This is a genomic window from Streptomyces sp. NPDC093085 (assembly GCF_040683935.1).
In the GTDB taxonomy this organism is placed as follows: Bacteria; Actinomycetota; Actinomycetes; order Streptomycetales; family Streptomycetaceae; genus Streptomyces.
In genome coordinates this window covers 38,929-54,664 of the sequence record NZ_JBFBFB010000003.1, presented here as the reverse complement: position 1 = coordinate 54,664, position 15,736 = coordinate 38,929, and the positions used below count along the sequence as shown (strand labels likewise).

The following is a 15,736-nucleotide window of genomic DNA, read 5'->3' as shown; positions in this document are numbered from 1 at the left end:
GCTGTCCGTGAAGCTGGATTCGATGTACCAGGACGTCATCCTGGACCACTACAAGCACCCTCACGGGCGTGGTCTGCGGGACGGCGACGCCGAAGTACACCATGTCAATCCGACCTGCGGCGACGAGATCACACTGCGGGTGCGGTACGAGGGATCGCTGATCGCGGACGTCTCGTACGAGGGCCAGGGCTGCTCCATCAGCCAGGCCAGCGCGTCCGTGCTCAACGACCTGCTCGTGGGCAAGGAGCTGGCCGAGGCGCGGAAGATCCAGGAGACCTTTCTGGAGCTGATGCAGTCCAAGGGCCAGCTGGAGCCGGACGACGCGATGGAGGAGGTGCTGGAGGACGCGATCGCGTTCTCGGGCGTCTCGAAGTACCCCGCCCGCGTGAAGTGCGCCCTGCTGAGCTGGATGGCATGGAAGGACGCGACGGCCCAGGCCCTGGGCGACAGCACGACGAAGGAGACGGCATGAGCGAGAACGAGACCCTGACGGCGAAGCCGGCCTCCGAGGAGGAGGTCCGCGAGGCCCTGTACGACGTGGTCGACCCCGAGCTGGGCATCGACGTCGTCAACCTCGGGCTGATCTACGGCATCCACATCGACGACGCGAACATCGCCACCCTGGACATGACCCTGACGTCGGCGGCGTGTCCGCTGACCGATGTGATCGAGGACCAGGCGAAGGCGGCGACCGACGGCATCGTCAACGAGCTGAAGATCAACTGGGTCTGGATGCCCCCGTGGGGCCCGGACAAGATCACCGACGATGGCCGCGAGCAGTTGCGCGCGCTGGGCTTCAACGTCTGAGGCTCCCGCCTCCACGGGCGTCCCCGAAGGCCCCACGACCGGCGACCGGTCGTGGGGCCTTCCGCGTGCGCGGGCTCGTGCGTGGGATCGTGCGTGGCGTTACGACAGGCCGGCGGCGTGGATCAGGCTCGGGGCCAGGTTCTCGCCACGGATGCGCTGGTCCACGTAGAGCAGGTTCAGCACGAGTTGCGGGAAGACCGCCGTCACGATCTGGCCGATGACGCTGGTGATCAGGGAGAGCAGCAGCACGAGGCCGAGGTGCGAGAAGACCTGGGCCGGGTCCTGGACGCCGCCGTTGCCGGGGTAGAGGCCCAGGCCGCCGAAGACGCCGGACCGGCCGCCGAGCTGCTGGAGGACCATGCCCGCGGCACCGGCCATGAGCGCGGCCAGCACGGAGATGCCGAAGATCCGCCACCAGCCGCCGCGCACCAGCGCGACCGAGCGGCGCAGCCCGGCGACCGGCCCCAGGGACTCGATGACGATCGCGGCGGGGGCCAGGCTGAAGCGGACCCAGAGCCAGACGGTCAGGGGGATGACGGCGAAGACGGCGAGGAGCGCGAGGGGGAGCATCCACACCAGTTGTTCGATCGTGCCGTCGCCGGTGAGGTAGGCGAAGACCGCGCCCGTGCAGGCCGCCATGGTCAGAACGAGCGGCGCGAGGGCGATGACGGAGGCCAGGACGAGGGCGCCCAGCACCGGGAGGAGCCGGGACCAGGCCCGGCGGAGGACCGTGCCGAACGAGACCGGCCGCCCCAGGACGGCTTCCTGGACGATCGCCGGGCACGCGGCCTGGATCAGCGCGGTGGCCGCCGACGACGCCACGATGCTCAGGGCCCAGAGGGCGAGGAAGGCGAGGAGCAGGGGGCGGAGAGAGGCCCAGAACTCCGCCAGTTCCGACGGTTCCGTGAAGGTGACGGCCAGGTGGGTGCCGACCCCGGTGAACAGGATCAGCGCCGTCACCGCCACCAGCAGCGCGGCGGGGACGTACGCGACGAGGGCGACGGGGAGCAACTGTTTCCAGTAGCGGCCCACGGTGGCGAAGGCACCGCTGAATATGGAGCCCAGGTCGAGCGGGCCGAGCGGGATCACGCCTGGTCTGGGCGGTGGCGGCGGCCAGCCGTGCCAGCCGCCGCCCCAGCCGTACGCGCCGTACGGGTCGTGCCCGCCGTAGGGGGCGTGCAGACCCCCGCCGTCCGGACCGTCCTGGCCGCTGTTCTGGCCGCCGCCCTGGCCCGTACCACCGTGTCCTGTGCCGTCGTACGTCACCGGTACACCCCCCGAGTGTCTCTCTTTATCTGATCAACACACCGTATACGTGCCCCTCCCCACCCCTTTGTGTACGGTCGTACGCAACGATATGTACACTCGTACGCATGGGATATGGACTGCTGGCGGCGGCCATCGCCGCCGAGGTGGCGGCGACGACCGCCATGAAGTACAGCGAGGGATTCACCCGGCTCTGGCCCTCGCTGATGACCGGGGTGGGGTACGTCCTCGCCTTCGCCTTCCTCTCGCAGGCGCTCAGGACGATCGCCGTCGGGACGGCGTACGCGATCTGGGCCGGGGCCGGTACGGCGATCGTCGCCGCGATCGGGATGGTCTTCCTGGGCGAGTCGGCGAGCGTGCTCAAACTGGCCGGGGTCGCCCTGGTGATCGTGGGCGTCATCGTGCTCAACCTCGGGGGCGCCCACTGACGTACCGCCGTACCTGACGTACCGCCGTACCTGACGTACCGCGCCGCCGCTACGCCGCCGTGTCGAACCGGGGCCGCTCCGTGAGCAGCGCGCTCAGGTCGTGCCCGGGACGGATCCCGGCCGGCCGCTCGCCCCGCCGGAAGACCACGGCCCCGGCCTCGATACCGCCGAGGGCCAGCCGGTCGCCCTCGCGGCGCAGCCAGGTGCCCTCGCGGAGCCCGACCACGGGCACGTCGTTCTCCTCCAGGAACTGCGCCAGCCGCTCGGCGCGGGTCTCGCCCATGTGCGCGGTGGCCGGGCTGCCGTCCAGATAGTGCGGGTTGATCTGGAACGGCAGCAGGCCCAGCGCCTCGAAGGACGGCGGCTGGACGATGGGCATGTCATTGGTGGTGCGCAGGGTCGGGCAGGCCATGTTGGTGCCCGCGCTCGACCCCATGTACGGCACGCCGGCGGCGACCCGGTCGCGTACCGCCCGGAGCAGGTCGCGCTCGTGCAGCGCCTTGAGGAGCCGGAAGCTGTTGCCGCCGCCGATGAAGACCGCCTCGGCGCCGCGCACCAGCTCCGCCGGATCCGGCGCCGTGTGCGCCCCGGTCACCTCCACCCCCAGCGGGGCGAGGGCCTCGGCGACCTGGGCGGTGTAACCGTCGTGGTCGGCGAGGGCGTACGGCACGAAGACCAGCCGCCGGGCGCCGTCGAGCAGGGCGCCGATCTCCTCCCGCGCGTGGTCGAGGTAACCGCGGCCGGGGGCCGTGGAGTTCGAGAGCAGCAGCAAGCGCATGGTGGCCTTTCCTGGGAATCGGAGGGGTCGGAGGGGGATCGTCGGTGGGGGATCGGTGGGGGATCGGAGTGGGGATCTGAGGGGGATTCGTCTGAGGGGGATCTGAGGGGGCCGGAAAACAGAAAGGAGCGATCAGCGGGTGCCGGTCGCTCCGGCCGCTCCGGCGGCCCCCGCCGCCCCGGTGCGCCGGGGGCGTACCGGCGTCAGCAGCCGGCCCAGATCCGCCGCGCACTGGAGCAGCGGGGCGACCAGTTCCGGTTTGCGGGCGCGGAACACGTCGAGGGGAGCGGCCAGGGACAGGGTGCCCACCGCGCGCCGGCCCACCGTCACCGGGGCCGCGAGCGCCGCGGTCTCCGGATCGTACTCGCCCTCGGAGTACGCGTAACCCTTCCGCCGTACCTCGGCGAAGAGCTCCTCCAGACGTACGGGATCGGTCAGCGTCCGGTCGCTGAACCGCGCCATGGGGCGACCGTACAGCAGCGCCGCCCGGTCGCCCGGCGGGAGCATACCGAAGTAGGCGCGGGAGGTGGCCCCGGCGTGCGCCGGGTACAGCTCGCCCGCCAGACCGTAGACGCGCAGCGGACCCGTCGCCCCGTCCACGGCCGTGACACAGCGCATGTGCACCCCGTCCGGCACCGCGAACAGCGCGCCGACCCCGACCGACTCGGCCACCGCGCGGAGCGGCGGCCGTACCAGGCTGGCCAGCCCGCCGTCCCGCTCCCACACCCGGGCGAGATGCCACACGGCGGGGCCGAGCCGGTAGCGGCGCGAGCGCTTGTCGGAGACGAGGAACCCGCGGTACGCCAGCGCGGCCAGCAGCCGCTGGGCCACCGACTTGTCGAGGCCGAACTCCGCGGCGACCTCGGTGACGCCCCACTCGGCGTGCTCCCGGTCGAAGGAGAGGAGAAGGCTCAGGACCCGGTCCGCGGTCTGGAGCGGCGGGGTGTCCGGGGTGTCCGTCGCCGTCGCCGTCTTCTCCGCCGCCGGTGCTGCTGCCGGCGTTGTGGCCGCCGTTGCCCCCTGCGTTGTTACCGGCTTTCTTTCAGTCATGGCTGAATAGTAAACATTCTCGGATATCGAGAAACCATTGCGCGCTGTGAACCAGGAGGCGGACTCTGAGCCGCACCTGCCTGAACACCGTGAGAGGTCCTCCCTTGCTGAAGCACGTCCTTGAGGTCATCGAACTCCTCGACCGCCCCCGGACCAGCGGCGAACTGCTCGCCGCGCATCTGCGGGCGGTCCAGGCCGCGGCGGGCGCCGATCCGGCCACGGCGCCGCGCGTCGAGGTACGTACGGTCGAGGGCGACCAGGGCAGTACGGACTTCGTCTCCGTGACCGTCCCCGGCCGTAACGGTCGGCTCGCCGGAGGCTCCGCGCCGACCCTCGGGATCCTCGGCCGGCTCGGCGGGGTGGGCGCCAGGCCGGAGCGGGTCGGGCTGGTCTCCGACGCGGACGGCGCGGTCGCCGCGCTGTCGGCGGCGGCGAAGCTGCTGGACATGCACGCGCGCGGCGATGTGCTGGACGGCGACGTGATGCTCTCCACCCATGTGTGCGGCTGGGCCCCCACCCGCCCGCACGACCCGGTACCGTTCATGGACTCCCCGGTGGACACCCTGGTGTGCAACCGGGAGGAGATCTCCCCCGAGATGGACGCCGTCGTCTCCATCGACACCACCAAGGGCAACCGGCTGCTCAGCCACCGGGGGATCGCCCTGTCGCCGACCATCCTCCAGGGCTGGATCCTGCGGGTCAGCGAGGACCTGCTCTCGGTCCTGGAGAGCGTGACCGGGGAGCCCGCCCGGGTCCTGCCGGTGACCACGCAGGACATCACCCCGTACGGCAACGGGGTGCACCACATCAACTCCATCCTCCAGCCCGCCGTCGCCACCGACGCGCCGGTCGTCGGCCTGGCGATCACCGCGGCCACGCCGGTGGCGGGGTGCGCGACCGGCGCCAGCCACGAGACCGACATCGCGGCCGCCGCCCGGTTCGCGATCGAGGCCGCGAAGGAGTTCGGGCGGGGGGTCGCCCGGTTCCACGACGCGGAGGAGTTCGCGCGGCTGGTGGAGCTGTACGGCCCCATGACCCGGCTCCAGGCACCTGCCTCGGCCGGGTGAGTTCCGGAAGCCGGCCGGGCGGGCCCTCCGCCGCCCGGCCGTCGTAACACCGCTCCCGGTCCCGATACGGCTCCCGGTCCCGATACCGCTCCCGCGTCCGACACCGCTCCCGCGCCCGCGTCGCCGCTCCGCTCCCCGTCACCGTCCGTCCCCCGTAGCGCCGCCACCACCCAGGAGTCCCCTTGAACACGAGAGCTTCGACCGCCCCGCCGGCCACGGCGCCACCAACGGAACGGCACCCCCGGGCCTTCGAACCGGTCACCCTCGTCATCACCATCGTGATGTCGGTTCTCGGCGCTCTGATCGGCATCGTGCTGATCACCTCGCTCGGCATCTCCCCCAATACGGCGGTCATCGGTGCCCTGATCGCGATGATGATCGGCCGTATCCCGCTCGGCGCGCTGATGCGGATGCGCTCGCAGCACCGCCAGAACCTGGTGCAGTCGGCGATCTCCGGCTCCACGTTCGCCGCCGCCAACTCGCTGCTCACCCCCATCGCCGTGCCCTTCGCGCTGGGCCGTACCGACCTGGTGTGGCCGATGCTGGGCGGCGCCGCGATCGGGCTGGCCGTCGACAGTTGGGTGCTCTACCGGGTCTTCGACTCCAAGCTGCTCCCGGCCACCAACTCCTGGCCCGCGGGGATCGCCGCCGCGGAGACCATCAAGGCCGGTGACAGCGGCGGGCGGAAGGCGCTCGTGCTCGGGGTGAGCGCGGTGGTCGGATTCGTCGGCGCCCTGTTCAAGCTGCCGACGAGCGCCGCCGGTGTCGGCTTCCTCGGCAACATCTGGGCGCTGCTGATGTTCGGCCTCGGGCTGACCATCGCGCAGTACGCGCCCGGCATCCTCGACGTGAACCTGACCGCCGACCGGGTTCCGCACGGCCTGATGATCGGCGCCGGACTGGTGGCGCTGGTGCAGGCGCTGCTGCTGATGCGCGGGCGCAGGGGTGGCGACCGCAGCGGCGGCGAGGGCGGTGTCGGTGGTGAGCACGCGCCCACCGTCGGGACCGCGCGGCTGCGGCGCGGGCTGCTGGAGGGCATGGTGCTCTTCCTCGGCGGCGCGGTGGTGGTCGCGGTCGCGGGCGGCGTGGTGGCCGGGATGTCCCTGCCCGCCCTGATCGGCTGGGTGGCGCTGGCCGGTGCCGCCGCCCTCGTCCATCAGCTCATCGTGGGGCTGGCGGCGATGCACTCGGGCTGGTTCCCCGCCTTCGCGGTCACCTTGATCGTGCTGATCGTCGGCCTGGTCCTGCACATTCCCACCGTGCCGCTCGCCCTGCTGGTGGGGTACACCGCCTCCACGGGGCCGGCCTTCGCCGACCTCGGGTACGACTTCAAGGCCGGCTGGCTGCTCCGGAAGGACGCCACCCCGTGGCTCCCCTTCGAGATGGACGGCCGGCGCCAGCAGTACCTGGCCCAGCTCGTCGGCTTCGGCGTCGCGCTCGTCGTGGTCGCCGTCGCCTGGAAGTCGTTCTTCTCGGACGGGCGCATTCCGCCGGTCTCCGAGGTGTACGTCACCACCATCAAGACCGGCCTCGACCCCGACACGCTGCGCACGATGCTGCTCTGGGCCGTCCCGGGCGCGCTGATCCAGTTCGTCGGCGGCTCGTCCCGGCAGATGGGCGTGCTGCTGGCCACCGGGTTGCTGGTGGCCACGCCCAACGCCGGATGGATGGTGCTCGGGGCACTGGTCGTCCGGCGCGGGTACACGCTGTGGCGCCGCAGGGGCGTGACGGACCGCGCGGCGCGGGCGGCCTCCGACGAGCAGGCCGAGAACGACCTGTCGCTGGTCGGCGCCGGGCTGATCGCGGGCAGCTCGGTCAATGACGTGGGTCAGTTGACCAAGGCGCTGTGAGGAGGGCGGGGCGTGGCTCGGAGATCGGCTCCGCTGCGGCTCTCCGTAACCCCTCCGCGCTCCGTAACCCCTCCGTTCCCCTTAACCCCTCCGTTCCCCGTAACCCCGCCGTTTCCGGTAATCCCTCCCGATCTCCGATCTCCGATCTCCCCGAAGGAGTGACGCATGTTCCCGGACAGCGCCCCGCGTCCACCGGGTCCGCTCGCGGACCCGCCCGCAGGCCCGTCCGCGCTCGGCCTGGTCACCATCGGCCAGGCCCCGCGGACCGATCTGCGCCCCGACGCCGAACCGCTGCTGCCCGGCGTACGCCTGGTCGAGCACGGCGCGCTCGACGACGACCGGTTCGACGGCGCGTCGGCGGAGGCTACCCGCCGCCTGCTCGCCCCGGAGCCGGGTGAGGCGCCGCTGGTCTCCCGGCTGCGGGACGGCGGTTCCGTGGTGCTCGGGCACGCGGCGCTGGTCCCCCGGATGGAGGAGGCGGTGGCCCGCGCGGAGCGCGACGGCGCCGCCGCGACCCTGGTGCTCTGCACCGGACACTTCCCCGCCCTGCGGTCGACCCGGCCGCTGCTCTTCGCCGAGCCGCTGGTGCAGCGGGCGGTCGCGGCGATCGTCGGCACCGACCCGGTCGGGATCCTCTGCCCCCATCCCGACCAGGCGGAGGACGTCGTCCGGCGCTTCTCCGAGGTGCTGCCGGGCCGGATCCAGGCCGCCGGAGCCAACCCGTACGCACCGCGCGAACGCGCCCTGCACGAGGTCGCGGAGGCCGCCGCGACCCTCGCGGACCGGGGCAGCGCATGGCTCCTCCTGGACTGCATCGGCTATACGGAGGAGATGCGGCGGGCCGCGGCGCGCGCGGCGGACCGCCCGGTGCTGCTGGCCCGTGCCCTCGCGGTGCGGATGGCCGGTGAGGTCGTCGCCGCGTTCGGCCGCCCGGAGAGCCTGCCGGAGGCGGGTCTCAGGGCGGGACCGGTAGGGAAGCCAGAGGAGAGGACCGAGGAGAGGACCGAACCGTCATGACACGCCCCGCTCCGTCCGAACCCGCCTCGTCGGGACGGGGCATGTCCCGACCCGCCCCGTCCGGACCCGCCCCGTCCGTACCCTCCGCGCCCATCGGTGTGGTCCGGGTCCTCACCAGCGACGACCCCGAGGCGGTCGGGGCCCATGGCCGGATCCTGGAGCGGCGGTTCGGCTACCCGACCCTCTCCCGCTGCATCCCGGACCAGCCGCACGGCATCCACGACGCCGCGACCGAACGCCTCGCCGAGCCCAAGATCGTCGCCCTCGCCCGGGAACTGGCCGACGAGGGCGCCCGTACCGTGATCATCAGTTGCGCCGCCGACCCGGCGCTCGCCCGGACCCGTACGGCCCTGCCGGTCCCCGTGATCGGCGCGGGCTCCGCCGCCGCCGCGGTCGCGCTCGGCCTGGGGACCCGGGTCGGGGTGCTCGGCATCACCGACGAGGCACCGCCCGGTATCCGCGCGGTACTGGGCCCGCACTTCCTCGGCAACCTGCGCCCGCGCGACGTGCGCCGGACGACCGACCTGCTCGCACCGCACGGCCCGGAGGCCGTCCTGGCCGCCGCCACCGAACTGGTCGCGGCCGGTGCGGACACCCTCCTGCTGGCCTGCACCGGGCTCACCACGATCGGGATCCGCCCGCTGCTGGAGGCGCGGCTGGCGGTGCCGGTGGTGGACGCGGTGCTCGCCGCGGGGCTGATGGCGTCGTATGCGCGGTCCCCCTGACCTGCGGGGTTGCCGCGCGGCCCGCGGGGATGGCGCGCGGCGCGGTGCCCTGCCGGCAGGCGGCGATGCGTACGATCGTACGCATGCCCACCCCCGGAGGTGCCCGCCGATGACCCGCCGTTACGACCCCGAGCGCCGCCAGCGCCTCATCGACGCCGCGCTGCGGGTCGTCGGGCGCGCGGGCATCGCCGGGCTGAGCCACCGCGCCGTCGCCGCCGAGGCCGATGTGCCGCTCGGCTCGACCACGTACCACTTCGCCTCGCTGGACGAACTGCTGGTCGCCGCGCTCCGGCAGACCAACGAGGGGTTCGCGCGGGCGGTGCGGGAGAGCGCCGCCTTCGCGCGCCCGGGGTGCGATGTCGCGGCCGAACTCGCCCGGATCACGGGGGAGTGGCTGGCGCGCGACCGTGCGGGTGTGGAACTGGAGTACGAGCTCTATCTGGCGGCCCTGCACAAGCCCGTGCTGCGTCCGATCGCGGCGGAGTGGACCGATGGCGTCACGGAGACCCTGGTCCGGCACACCGACCCGGTCACCGCGCGGGCGCTCGTCGCCCTGCTGGACGGGATCTGCCTCCAGGTGCTGCTGACGGACGGGACGTACGACGAGGAGTACGCCCGCCAGGTGCTGGCGCGGCTGATTCCGGCGCCCGTAGATTGACCGGATGACCACGGAGCCCTCCTCCAAGCCACTTTCCTCCTCGCCGCCTCCCCTCCCGTCCGCGCCTTCCCCCTCCCCGGCCGGCCGCCCGCCGGGTCCCGAGATCACCTACGGCGAGTGCCGGCAGTGCGGCACCCTCATCGCGGGGCTGGACGGCCGCTACAGCTGCGGGGTCTGCGGCTGGGTCAACCACCACTCCGAGGGCCACCGGCCGCTGCCCCGCGCGGAGGACGATGCCGACCACAACAAGGCGCGCGGCGCCGGGGGCAACCGGCTGAGCGGCGCGTGAACGGCGGCTGAGCGGGCCCGGTCGGCCCGTACGGCGCCGCCGCCGTCCCTGTCACCGCCACCGTTACCGCTCCCGTTCCGGTTTCGGCGGGAGACCGGTGGCGGGTTCGGTGGCGTAGCGGGCCATGGTCCGGAGGGTCGCCTCGGGGGTCGGTGACTGGCCCGCGGCGATCATGTCCTGGAGGTCACGGAAGTACTGGACGTACAGGTCCGGGGTGAACGTGCTGAGCATGACGGCCGGTTGGCCGGTCAGGTTGGCGAAGGTGTGCGGGGCGCCGGGCGGGACCATGACCAGGGTGCCGGCGGTCGCGTCGTACTCCTGTTCGCCCACCGTGAACCGGATCGTGCCGGAGATGACGTAGAAGCCCTCGTCGTGCTGGGCGTGGCGGTGCTGCGGCGGTCCAGGAGTGTGCGGGGCGAGGACGGACTCGGCGATGCCCAGGCGGTGGCCGGTGTTGCCGCCGTCTTCGAGGATGCGCAGGCGGGTGGTGCCCAGCGTGATCGTCTCGCCGTCGTCGGGGCCGACCACGGAGACGGCGGGGCCCCGTGGGGCGGGGTGTTCGTCTGTCATGCCCCGATTCCACCGCCGGGCGCCGCGACTGTCCAAGACCCGTTCCGGCACCTCGATACCGTACGGGTATCGTCGCACCATGGAGCTGCGTACCCTGCGCTATTTCGTGGCGGTCGCCGAAGAACTCCACTTCGGGCGGGCAGCCCGCAGGCTGCACATGAGCCAGCCGCCGCTGAGCCGGGCGATCCGGCGGCTGGAGAACGAGGTCGGTGCCGCGCTCTTCGAGCGGTCGTCCGCCGGCGTCGTGCTGACTCCGGTCGGGGCCGTCCTGCTCGGCGAGGCGCGTGCGCTGCTCGACCGGGCGGAGCGGGTACGGGACCGGGTGGCGGCGGCCGTCGGCGGCGCGGTTCTCACCGTCGGGATCCTGGGGGACGGTACCGATCCGGACGCCGTCCGGCTGGCCTCCGCCCACCGCGCGCGCATCCGCGGGTCGAGGTCCGCGTCCGGGAGACCGACCTGACCGACCCCGCCTGCGGGGTGCGCGCCGGGCTGGTCGATGTTGCGCTGACCCGCGCGCCGTTCGACCGGGCCGGTCTGACCGTACGGGAGCTGCGCGCCGACCCGGTCGGGGCGGTGCTGCGGGCCGACGATCCGCTGGCCCGCAGCGAGCGGCTGCGCCTGGCCGAGCTGGCCGGGCGCCGCTGGTTCCAGTTCCCGGAGGGCACGGATCCGCTCTGGCGGTCGTACTGGAACGGCGGGGAACCCCGCGAGGGGCCCGTGGTGCGCGCCGTACCGGAGTGCCGGCAGGCCGTGCTCTGGAACGGGACGGTCGGTCTGACCCCGCTGGGGCATGAGCAGGGGGAGGGGCTGGCCGTGGTGCCGTTGGACGGCATGGCGGCCAGCCGGGTGGTGGTGGCGTGGCGGAGCGAGCGGGACGCGGATCCGCTGATTCGCTCGTTCGTGCGGATCGCGACGGCCACCTACCATCGCTGAGTGACGCACCGGTGGTACGCCGACACGAGAAACGTTAGTTAGGTTTTGAGCATGACCGATGCAACTTCCCAAGGTTCCCCCAGCTCTTCCGCCAGCTCCTCGCCCAGCTCTTCCCGCACCACCGGCGCCGTCGCCGCCGGCCTGGCGACGATCACCGAGGACGGCACCGTCCTCGACACCTGGTTCCCCGCCCCCGAGCTGACCGCCGAGCCCGGGCCCGCCGGCACCGAGCGGCTCTCCGCCGAGCGCGCCGCCGAACTGCTCGGCGCGGGCGCCGCGAAGGCCGTCGGGGCCGACGCCCGGCGCGGGGTGGAGGTCGTCGCGGTCCGTACGGTCATCGCCTCCCTGGACGACAAGCCGCTCGACACCCACGACGTCTACCTGCGGCTGCACCTGCTGAGCCACCGTCTCGTCCAGCCGCACGGCCAGAACCTGGACGGCGTCTTCGGGCTGCTCGCCAACGTCGCCTGGACCTCGCTCGGCCCGGTCGCCGTGGACGCGCTGGAGACCGTACGGCTCAACGCCCGCGCCGAGGGGATGCACTTGCAGGTCACCGCGGTCGACAAGTTCCCGAGGATGACGGATTACGTGGCGCCCAAGGGGGTCAGGATCGGCGACGCCGACCGCGTCCGCCTCGGCGCGCACCTCGCCGAGGGCACGACCGTCATGCACGAGGGCTTCGTCAACTTCAACGCGGGCACGCTCGGCACCTCCATGGTCGAGGGCCGGATCTCCGCGGGGGTCGTCGTCGGCGACGGCTCCGACATCGGGGGCGGCGCGTCCACCATGGGCACCCTCTCCGGCGGCGGCAAGGAGCGCATCGTCATCGGCGAGCGCTGCCTGATCGGCGCGGAGGCGGGGGTCGGGATCGCGCTCGGCGACGAGTGCGTCGTGGAGGCCGGACTGTACGTCACGGCCGGGACCCGGATCACGCTGCCGGACGGCCAGATCGTCAAGGCGCGCGACCTGTCGGGCGCGAGCAACATCCTCTTCCGCCGCAACTCGGTGACCGGCGCGGTGGAGGCCCGCCCGAACAACGCGGTCTGGGACGGCCTCAACGACGTGCTCCACAGCCACAACTGACCCACCACCCTTGCCGGGTCACCCCTGCGGGTTCACGCGGGGAGCGGTGAGGGCGTCGTACAGCCTCAGCAGCCCGTCGGCCGTCCCCCGGCCGGCGGGCCGCAGCGGTTCACGGACCGGTCCGCCCGGCTGTCCGAGCCGCGCGAGCAGCGCCTTCGCGGTGACGGCACCGGGCAGCCCGGCCGCCATCATCGCCTCGGCGAGCGGCAGTACGCGCTGATGCGCCCGTACGGAGGCGGCACGCGCGTCCCGGCCGTTCCGGTCGTTCCGGTCGTACGCGTCCAGTACGGCGCGCACCGGACCCGGCGCGACATTGGCCACCGTACTGACGAAGCCCGCGCCGCCGACCGCGTAGAGCGGCAGGTTCAGCTCCTCGCACCCCGAGTAGTACGCGAGCGATGTGCGGGCGATCACCTTCGCGCTGCCCAGCAGGTCGTACGCGCAGTCCTTGACGGCCGCGACGCGCGGGTGCGCGGCGAGCCGGACGAGGGTCGCGGGCTCGATCCGGGTGCCGGTGCGGGCCGGGATGTCGTACAGCATCAGCGGTACGCGCGCCGCGTCGGCGATGCGCAGGAAGTGTGCCTCGACATCCGCCTGCGGGGGGCGGCTGTAGTACGGGGCGACCACCAGCAGGCCGTGCGCTCCGGCGCGTTCGGCGTCGCGCGCCAGCGCGCGGGTGTGGCGGGTGTCCGCGGTGCCGATGCCCGCGAGGATGTGCGCCCGGTCGCCGACCTCCGCGCACACGGTCTCGACCAGGGCGGACTTCTCGGCGTCGCTGGTCGTGGGGGACTCCCCGGTGGTGCCGTTCAGGACCAGGCCGTCGCAGCCTCCGGCCACCAGGGAGCGGGCGAGGCGCCGGGCGCCGGCGTGATCCAGCTCCCCGGTGGAGGTGAAGGGCGTGACCATGGCGCAAAGAGCGCGTCCGAAGGGGTGTGAACTCGTCATGCCGGGAGTCTCCGCCCGGCGGACTATGAAGGTCCACTTAGTTCTTCTGTGGGTGAGAGTGAAGTAATGCTGAAGGTTGCCTGGTGTGCCGATCTGGCATGATCGGCGAAGGCCCCTAAACCCGCGTGCCGGTTCGTGCGAGGGGTCGAACGGGGGAAGGGGGATGGCGTGGTGCGCGCGCATCACAGAGCACGGGCCCTATCGCGTCAATGGTTAGCCGAACGTGGAAGTTCTGGCCAAGGATCGCGGGCCGTGTGTACCGGAGACGCTCCGCGCGGCGGTGATCCCCGGCGGGCCCGGCGCGGGCGGCCCGAGGCCGTCGCCCCCGGCACCCCTCCGACCTGCCCGGACGCCCCGGCGCGCGGCGCCACAGGGCGCCCGTGGTGTGAACAGGACGCGGTGGCCTGGTATCGCGCCCCGAGGTATGCGCATGAGTACGCGCGGGCGGAACGGCGTCCTATCGTACGGCTCACCGACCACGACGCCGCCCCGGCCACCGGCGTGCCGGAGGGTGCTTCGGGGTAGCAGCGGGCGGAGTGTCAGTGGGTGCTGGTGCAATGAGGGACATGGAGGGCAAGGGGAGCATGAATACCGAAAACACCGAGAGCGCCGGCCGGGGCGGAGCCGACCGGGGCGAACTCGACGCGCTGCGCGCGGCCTTCCCGCCGGAGCGGCGGCTGCCGCCGCTGGGCTGGGACGGGGTACGGGCCTTCGAGCGCGCTCAGGGCATCGTCCTGCCCGAGCCGTACCGGACGCTGGTCGCGGAGATATGCGACGGATTCACCGAAGGCCCCGCGGACGTCGACGGGCTGATACCGGTGGCCTCGGTCCCCGAGGACTGGGGGTGCGACCAGACGCAGCGGGTGCTGTCGAAGCCGTTCCCCCTCACGGAGGCATGGGTCTGGGAGGACGACCTCCGGCCGTACGAGGAGATAGAGCCGCTGATCGACGAGGTCAGCAACCACGGCAGCGTGGTGCTGGGCACGGACGGCTGCGGCATGTACTGGCACCTGGTCGTCACCGGCGCGGAGCGTGGCCGGATCTGGAACATCAGCGACGTCGGAGCCGCGCCTTATGGGGTGGCTTTCGGCCACCCGGTCACCGGGTCGGGCTTCGCCGGGTGGGTGACGCAGTGGGCCGCCGCGCGCCGCCCGTGGTTCGACGTCGTCGTCTGACGTTGTGTGGCACCGCGCGTAGAGCGTGCGTAGCGAGGGCGAGCAGGGAGAACGGGGTGAACGGGGATGACGGGGTGAACGGGGTGAAGAGGCCGCCTCGGCGGGACCGCGTGAGTTGACCTCAACCGCGCTTCAGCTTCGACCATGGTGGTCAGGGGCGTGCCACAGGGGCGCGCACAGGAGGAGGACCACCATGTCCGTACGGCTGAGCACTCTTCCGGATGTCATGCGTCCCGGTGTGGGCGTCGTCATGGCCAGCACCTGGCGGGTCTCCATGCCCGAGCGCCAGCGGGCGGCGGTCGAGGCGATCACCCGTGCCTGGCGGAGCAGGCCGTGGCCGGAGAACGGGCCGCTCGCGTACTCCGTCCTCACCGGGGACGACGGTGACGCGCTGTTCCACTACTCGCAGTGGCGCGACCAGGCCGCGTACCGGGCGTTCGTCGCCCAGGGCCGGGACGAGCGCGTCGCGGAGATCGACGCCGCCGTGCCCGGTATCGAGCGGGTGGGGCTGAGTCAGTACATCCTCTACCGCGCGACGGGTCCGACGGCGGAAGCGGCCGGCGCGGCGCCGGCGGAGGCTCCGGTGCCGGGGTGCTTCGTCACCGTCGACGTGGAGTTCGAGGCGCCCGGCCCCGAGGGCGCGGGCCCGGCGGACGCCGCGGCGCCGGCGCGCCCGCGTGGCTGGGTCGACACGGTTCTCGAAGCGCTGGCGACGGACCCCGCGTTGCCGCCGGGCGGGCTCAACGCGTACTTCCATGTCTCTCTGGACGGGACGCGGGTGCTCAACCTGGCCGCGTGGGAGAGCGCGCGGGCCCATGCCGACGCCCTCGCGCGGCCCGGACAGGGCATCGGCTCGGACACCGCGCAGTGGCAGGCGGTCCGCGACTACCCGGGGCTGAAAGGCAGCGTCGTGACCCGCTGGACGCCCGCGATCACCCTCTCCCCGGAGGGCGACGCCGCGGCGTGACCCGGCGCCGCGGGGCCGGGGCGCGCCGGGGCGAACGGGCGCGCGGGGGTGGGTGGTTGTCGGGTACATGAACCGGTGGGGAAGGGCCCGGAGCGTTTACGCTGGGGAACCGGTCGGCCACCGTACCG

At 72.9% G+C, this 15,736-nt stretch carries 17 protein-coding genes and 1 pseudogene; 13 read left to right on the top strand and 5 right to left on the bottom strand.

Features of this window, described 5'->3' with window-relative positions:
- The first annotated feature begins 7 nt into the window (after positions 1–7).
- Positions 8–472, top strand: a complete 465-nt coding sequence (gene sufU, locus AB0O07_RS11045) for a Fe-S cluster assembly sulfur transfer protein SufU (RefSeq protein ID WP_365630551.1) — start codon at positions 8–10, stop codon at positions 470–472.
- Entirely contained in the window at positions 469–807 is a 339-nt protein-coding gene (locus AB0O07_RS11040) for a metal-sulfur cluster assembly factor (protein WP_365630548.1), read from the top strand. Before sufU ends, AB0O07_RS11040 begins: the two co-directional genes overlap by 4 nt.
- 99 nt (positions 808–906) lie before the next feature.
- On the opposite strand, the gene AB0O07_RS11035 is transcribed toward AB0O07_RS11040, so the two are convergent.
- Positions 907–2,073, bottom strand: a complete 1,167-nt coding sequence (locus AB0O07_RS11035; protein WP_365630545.1) for a hypothetical protein — start codon at positions 2,071–2,073, stop codon at positions 907–909.
- 107 nt (positions 2,074–2,180) lie between these two features.
- Between AB0O07_RS11035 and AB0O07_RS11030 the strand changes: the two genes are divergently transcribed.
- Positions 2,181–2,501 carry a multidrug efflux SMR transporter gene (locus AB0O07_RS11030; RefSeq protein WP_365630542.1) on the top strand — a complete coding sequence of 107 codons (321 nt, stop codon included), beginning with the start codon at positions 2,181–2,183 and terminating at the stop codon, positions 2,499–2,501.
- Between the two features lie 49 nt (positions 2,502–2,550).
- On the opposite strand, the gene pepE is transcribed toward AB0O07_RS11030, so the two are convergent.
- Together pepE and AB0O07_RS11020 are read right to left on the bottom strand one after the other, a co-directional pair.
- Positions 2,551–3,279 (bottom strand): dipeptidase PepE, encoded by a 729-nt coding sequence (gene pepE, locus AB0O07_RS11025; RefSeq protein WP_365630539.1) that lies wholly within the window; start codon positions 3,277–3,279, stop codon positions 2,551–2,553.
- Positions 3,280–3,411: 132 nt separating this feature from the next.
- Positions 3,412–4,329, bottom strand: coding sequence for an IclR family transcriptional regulator (locus tag AB0O07_RS11020; protein ID WP_365630536.1), 918 nt, complete (start codon positions 4,327–4,329; stop codon positions 3,412–3,414).
- A gap of 104 nt (positions 4,330–4,433) precedes the next feature.
- On the opposite strand from AB0O07_RS11020, the gene AB0O07_RS11015 reads away from it, so the two are divergent.
- The 6 genes from AB0O07_RS11015 (at position 4,434) to AB0O07_RS10990 (ending at position 9,935) form a co-directional block, all read left to right on the top strand.
- On the top strand, positions 4,434–5,396 hold the full coding sequence (locus tag AB0O07_RS11015) for a DUF1177 domain-containing protein (RefSeq protein WP_365630533.1): 963 nt from the start codon (positions 4,434–4,436) through the stop codon (positions 5,394–5,396).
- Positions 5,397–5,677: 281 nt separating this feature from the next.
- On the top strand, positions 5,678–7,246 hold the full coding sequence (locus tag AB0O07_RS11010; RefSeq protein WP_365631519.1) for an OPT family oligopeptide transporter: 1,569 nt from the start codon (positions 5,678–5,680) through the stop codon (positions 7,244–7,246).
- A 165-nt stretch (positions 7,247–7,411) separates the two neighbouring features.
- The gene (locus AB0O07_RS11005) at positions 7,412–8,263 is read left to right on the top strand and encodes an AroM family protein (RefSeq protein WP_365630530.1); all 852 of its coding nucleotides are present in this window, start codon (positions 7,412–7,414) and stop codon (positions 8,261–8,263) included.
- 41 nt (positions 8,264–8,304) lie between these two features.
- Positions 8,305–8,988: an aspartate/glutamate racemase family protein gene (locus AB0O07_RS11000; protein WP_365630527.1), complete on the top strand. Its 684-nt coding sequence runs from the start codon at positions 8,305–8,307 to the stop codon at positions 8,986–8,988.
- A gap of 109 nt (positions 8,989–9,097) precedes the next feature.
- Entirely contained in the window at positions 9,098–9,646 is a 549-nt protein-coding gene (locus AB0O07_RS10995; RefSeq protein ID WP_365630523.1) for a TetR family transcriptional regulator, read from the top strand.
- A 4-nt stretch (positions 9,647–9,650) separates the two neighbouring features.
- Complete coding sequence (locus tag AB0O07_RS10990; protein ID WP_365630520.1) at positions 9,651–9,935, top strand: hypothetical protein; 285 nt, start codon at positions 9,651–9,653, stop codon at positions 9,933–9,935.
- A 63-nt stretch (positions 9,936–9,998) separates the two neighbouring features.
- On the opposite strand, the gene AB0O07_RS10985 is transcribed toward AB0O07_RS10990, so the two are convergent.
- On the bottom strand, positions 9,999–10,505 hold the full coding sequence (locus tag AB0O07_RS10985; protein WP_365630517.1) for a cupin domain-containing protein: 507 nt from the start codon (positions 10,503–10,505) through the stop codon (positions 9,999–10,001).
- A 79-nt stretch (positions 10,506–10,584) separates the two neighbouring features.
- Here AB0O07_RS10985 and AB0O07_RS10980 point away from each other — a divergent pair.
- Together AB0O07_RS10980 and dapD are read left to right on the top strand one after the other, a co-directional pair.
- Positions 10,585–11,438: pseudogene (locus tag AB0O07_RS10980) on the top strand (LysR substrate-binding domain-containing protein).
- A 51-nt stretch (positions 11,439–11,489) separates the two neighbouring features.
- Complete coding sequence (gene dapD, locus AB0O07_RS10975) at positions 11,490–12,521, top strand: 2,3,4,5-tetrahydropyridine-2,6-dicarboxylate N-succinyltransferase (RefSeq protein ID WP_365630514.1); 1,032 nt, start codon at positions 11,490–11,492, stop codon at positions 12,519–12,521.
- Positions 12,522–12,539: 18 nt separating this feature from the next.
- Here the strand turns inward: dapD and AB0O07_RS10970 are convergent, their stop codons facing one another.
- Positions 12,540–13,466: a 4-hydroxy-tetrahydrodipicolinate synthase gene (locus AB0O07_RS10970; RefSeq protein ID WP_365630511.1), complete on the bottom strand. Its 927-nt coding sequence runs from the start codon at positions 13,464–13,466 to the stop codon at positions 12,540–12,542.
- Positions 13,467–14,050: 584 nt separating this feature from the next.
- On the opposite strand from AB0O07_RS10970, the gene AB0O07_RS10965 reads away from it, so the two are divergent.
- Together AB0O07_RS10965 and AB0O07_RS10960 are read left to right on the top strand one after the other, a co-directional pair.
- The gene (locus AB0O07_RS10965) at positions 14,051–14,641 is read left to right on the top strand and encodes an SMI1/KNR4 family protein (RefSeq protein ID WP_365630508.1); all 591 of its coding nucleotides are present in this window, start codon (positions 14,051–14,053) and stop codon (positions 14,639–14,641) included.
- Positions 14,642–14,834: 193 nt separating this feature from the next.
- Positions 14,835–15,608, top strand: a complete 774-nt coding sequence (locus AB0O07_RS10960; RefSeq protein ID WP_365630505.1) for an antibiotic biosynthesis monooxygenase — start codon at positions 14,835–14,837, stop codon at positions 15,606–15,608.
- Positions 15,609–15,736 lie beyond the last annotated feature (128 nt).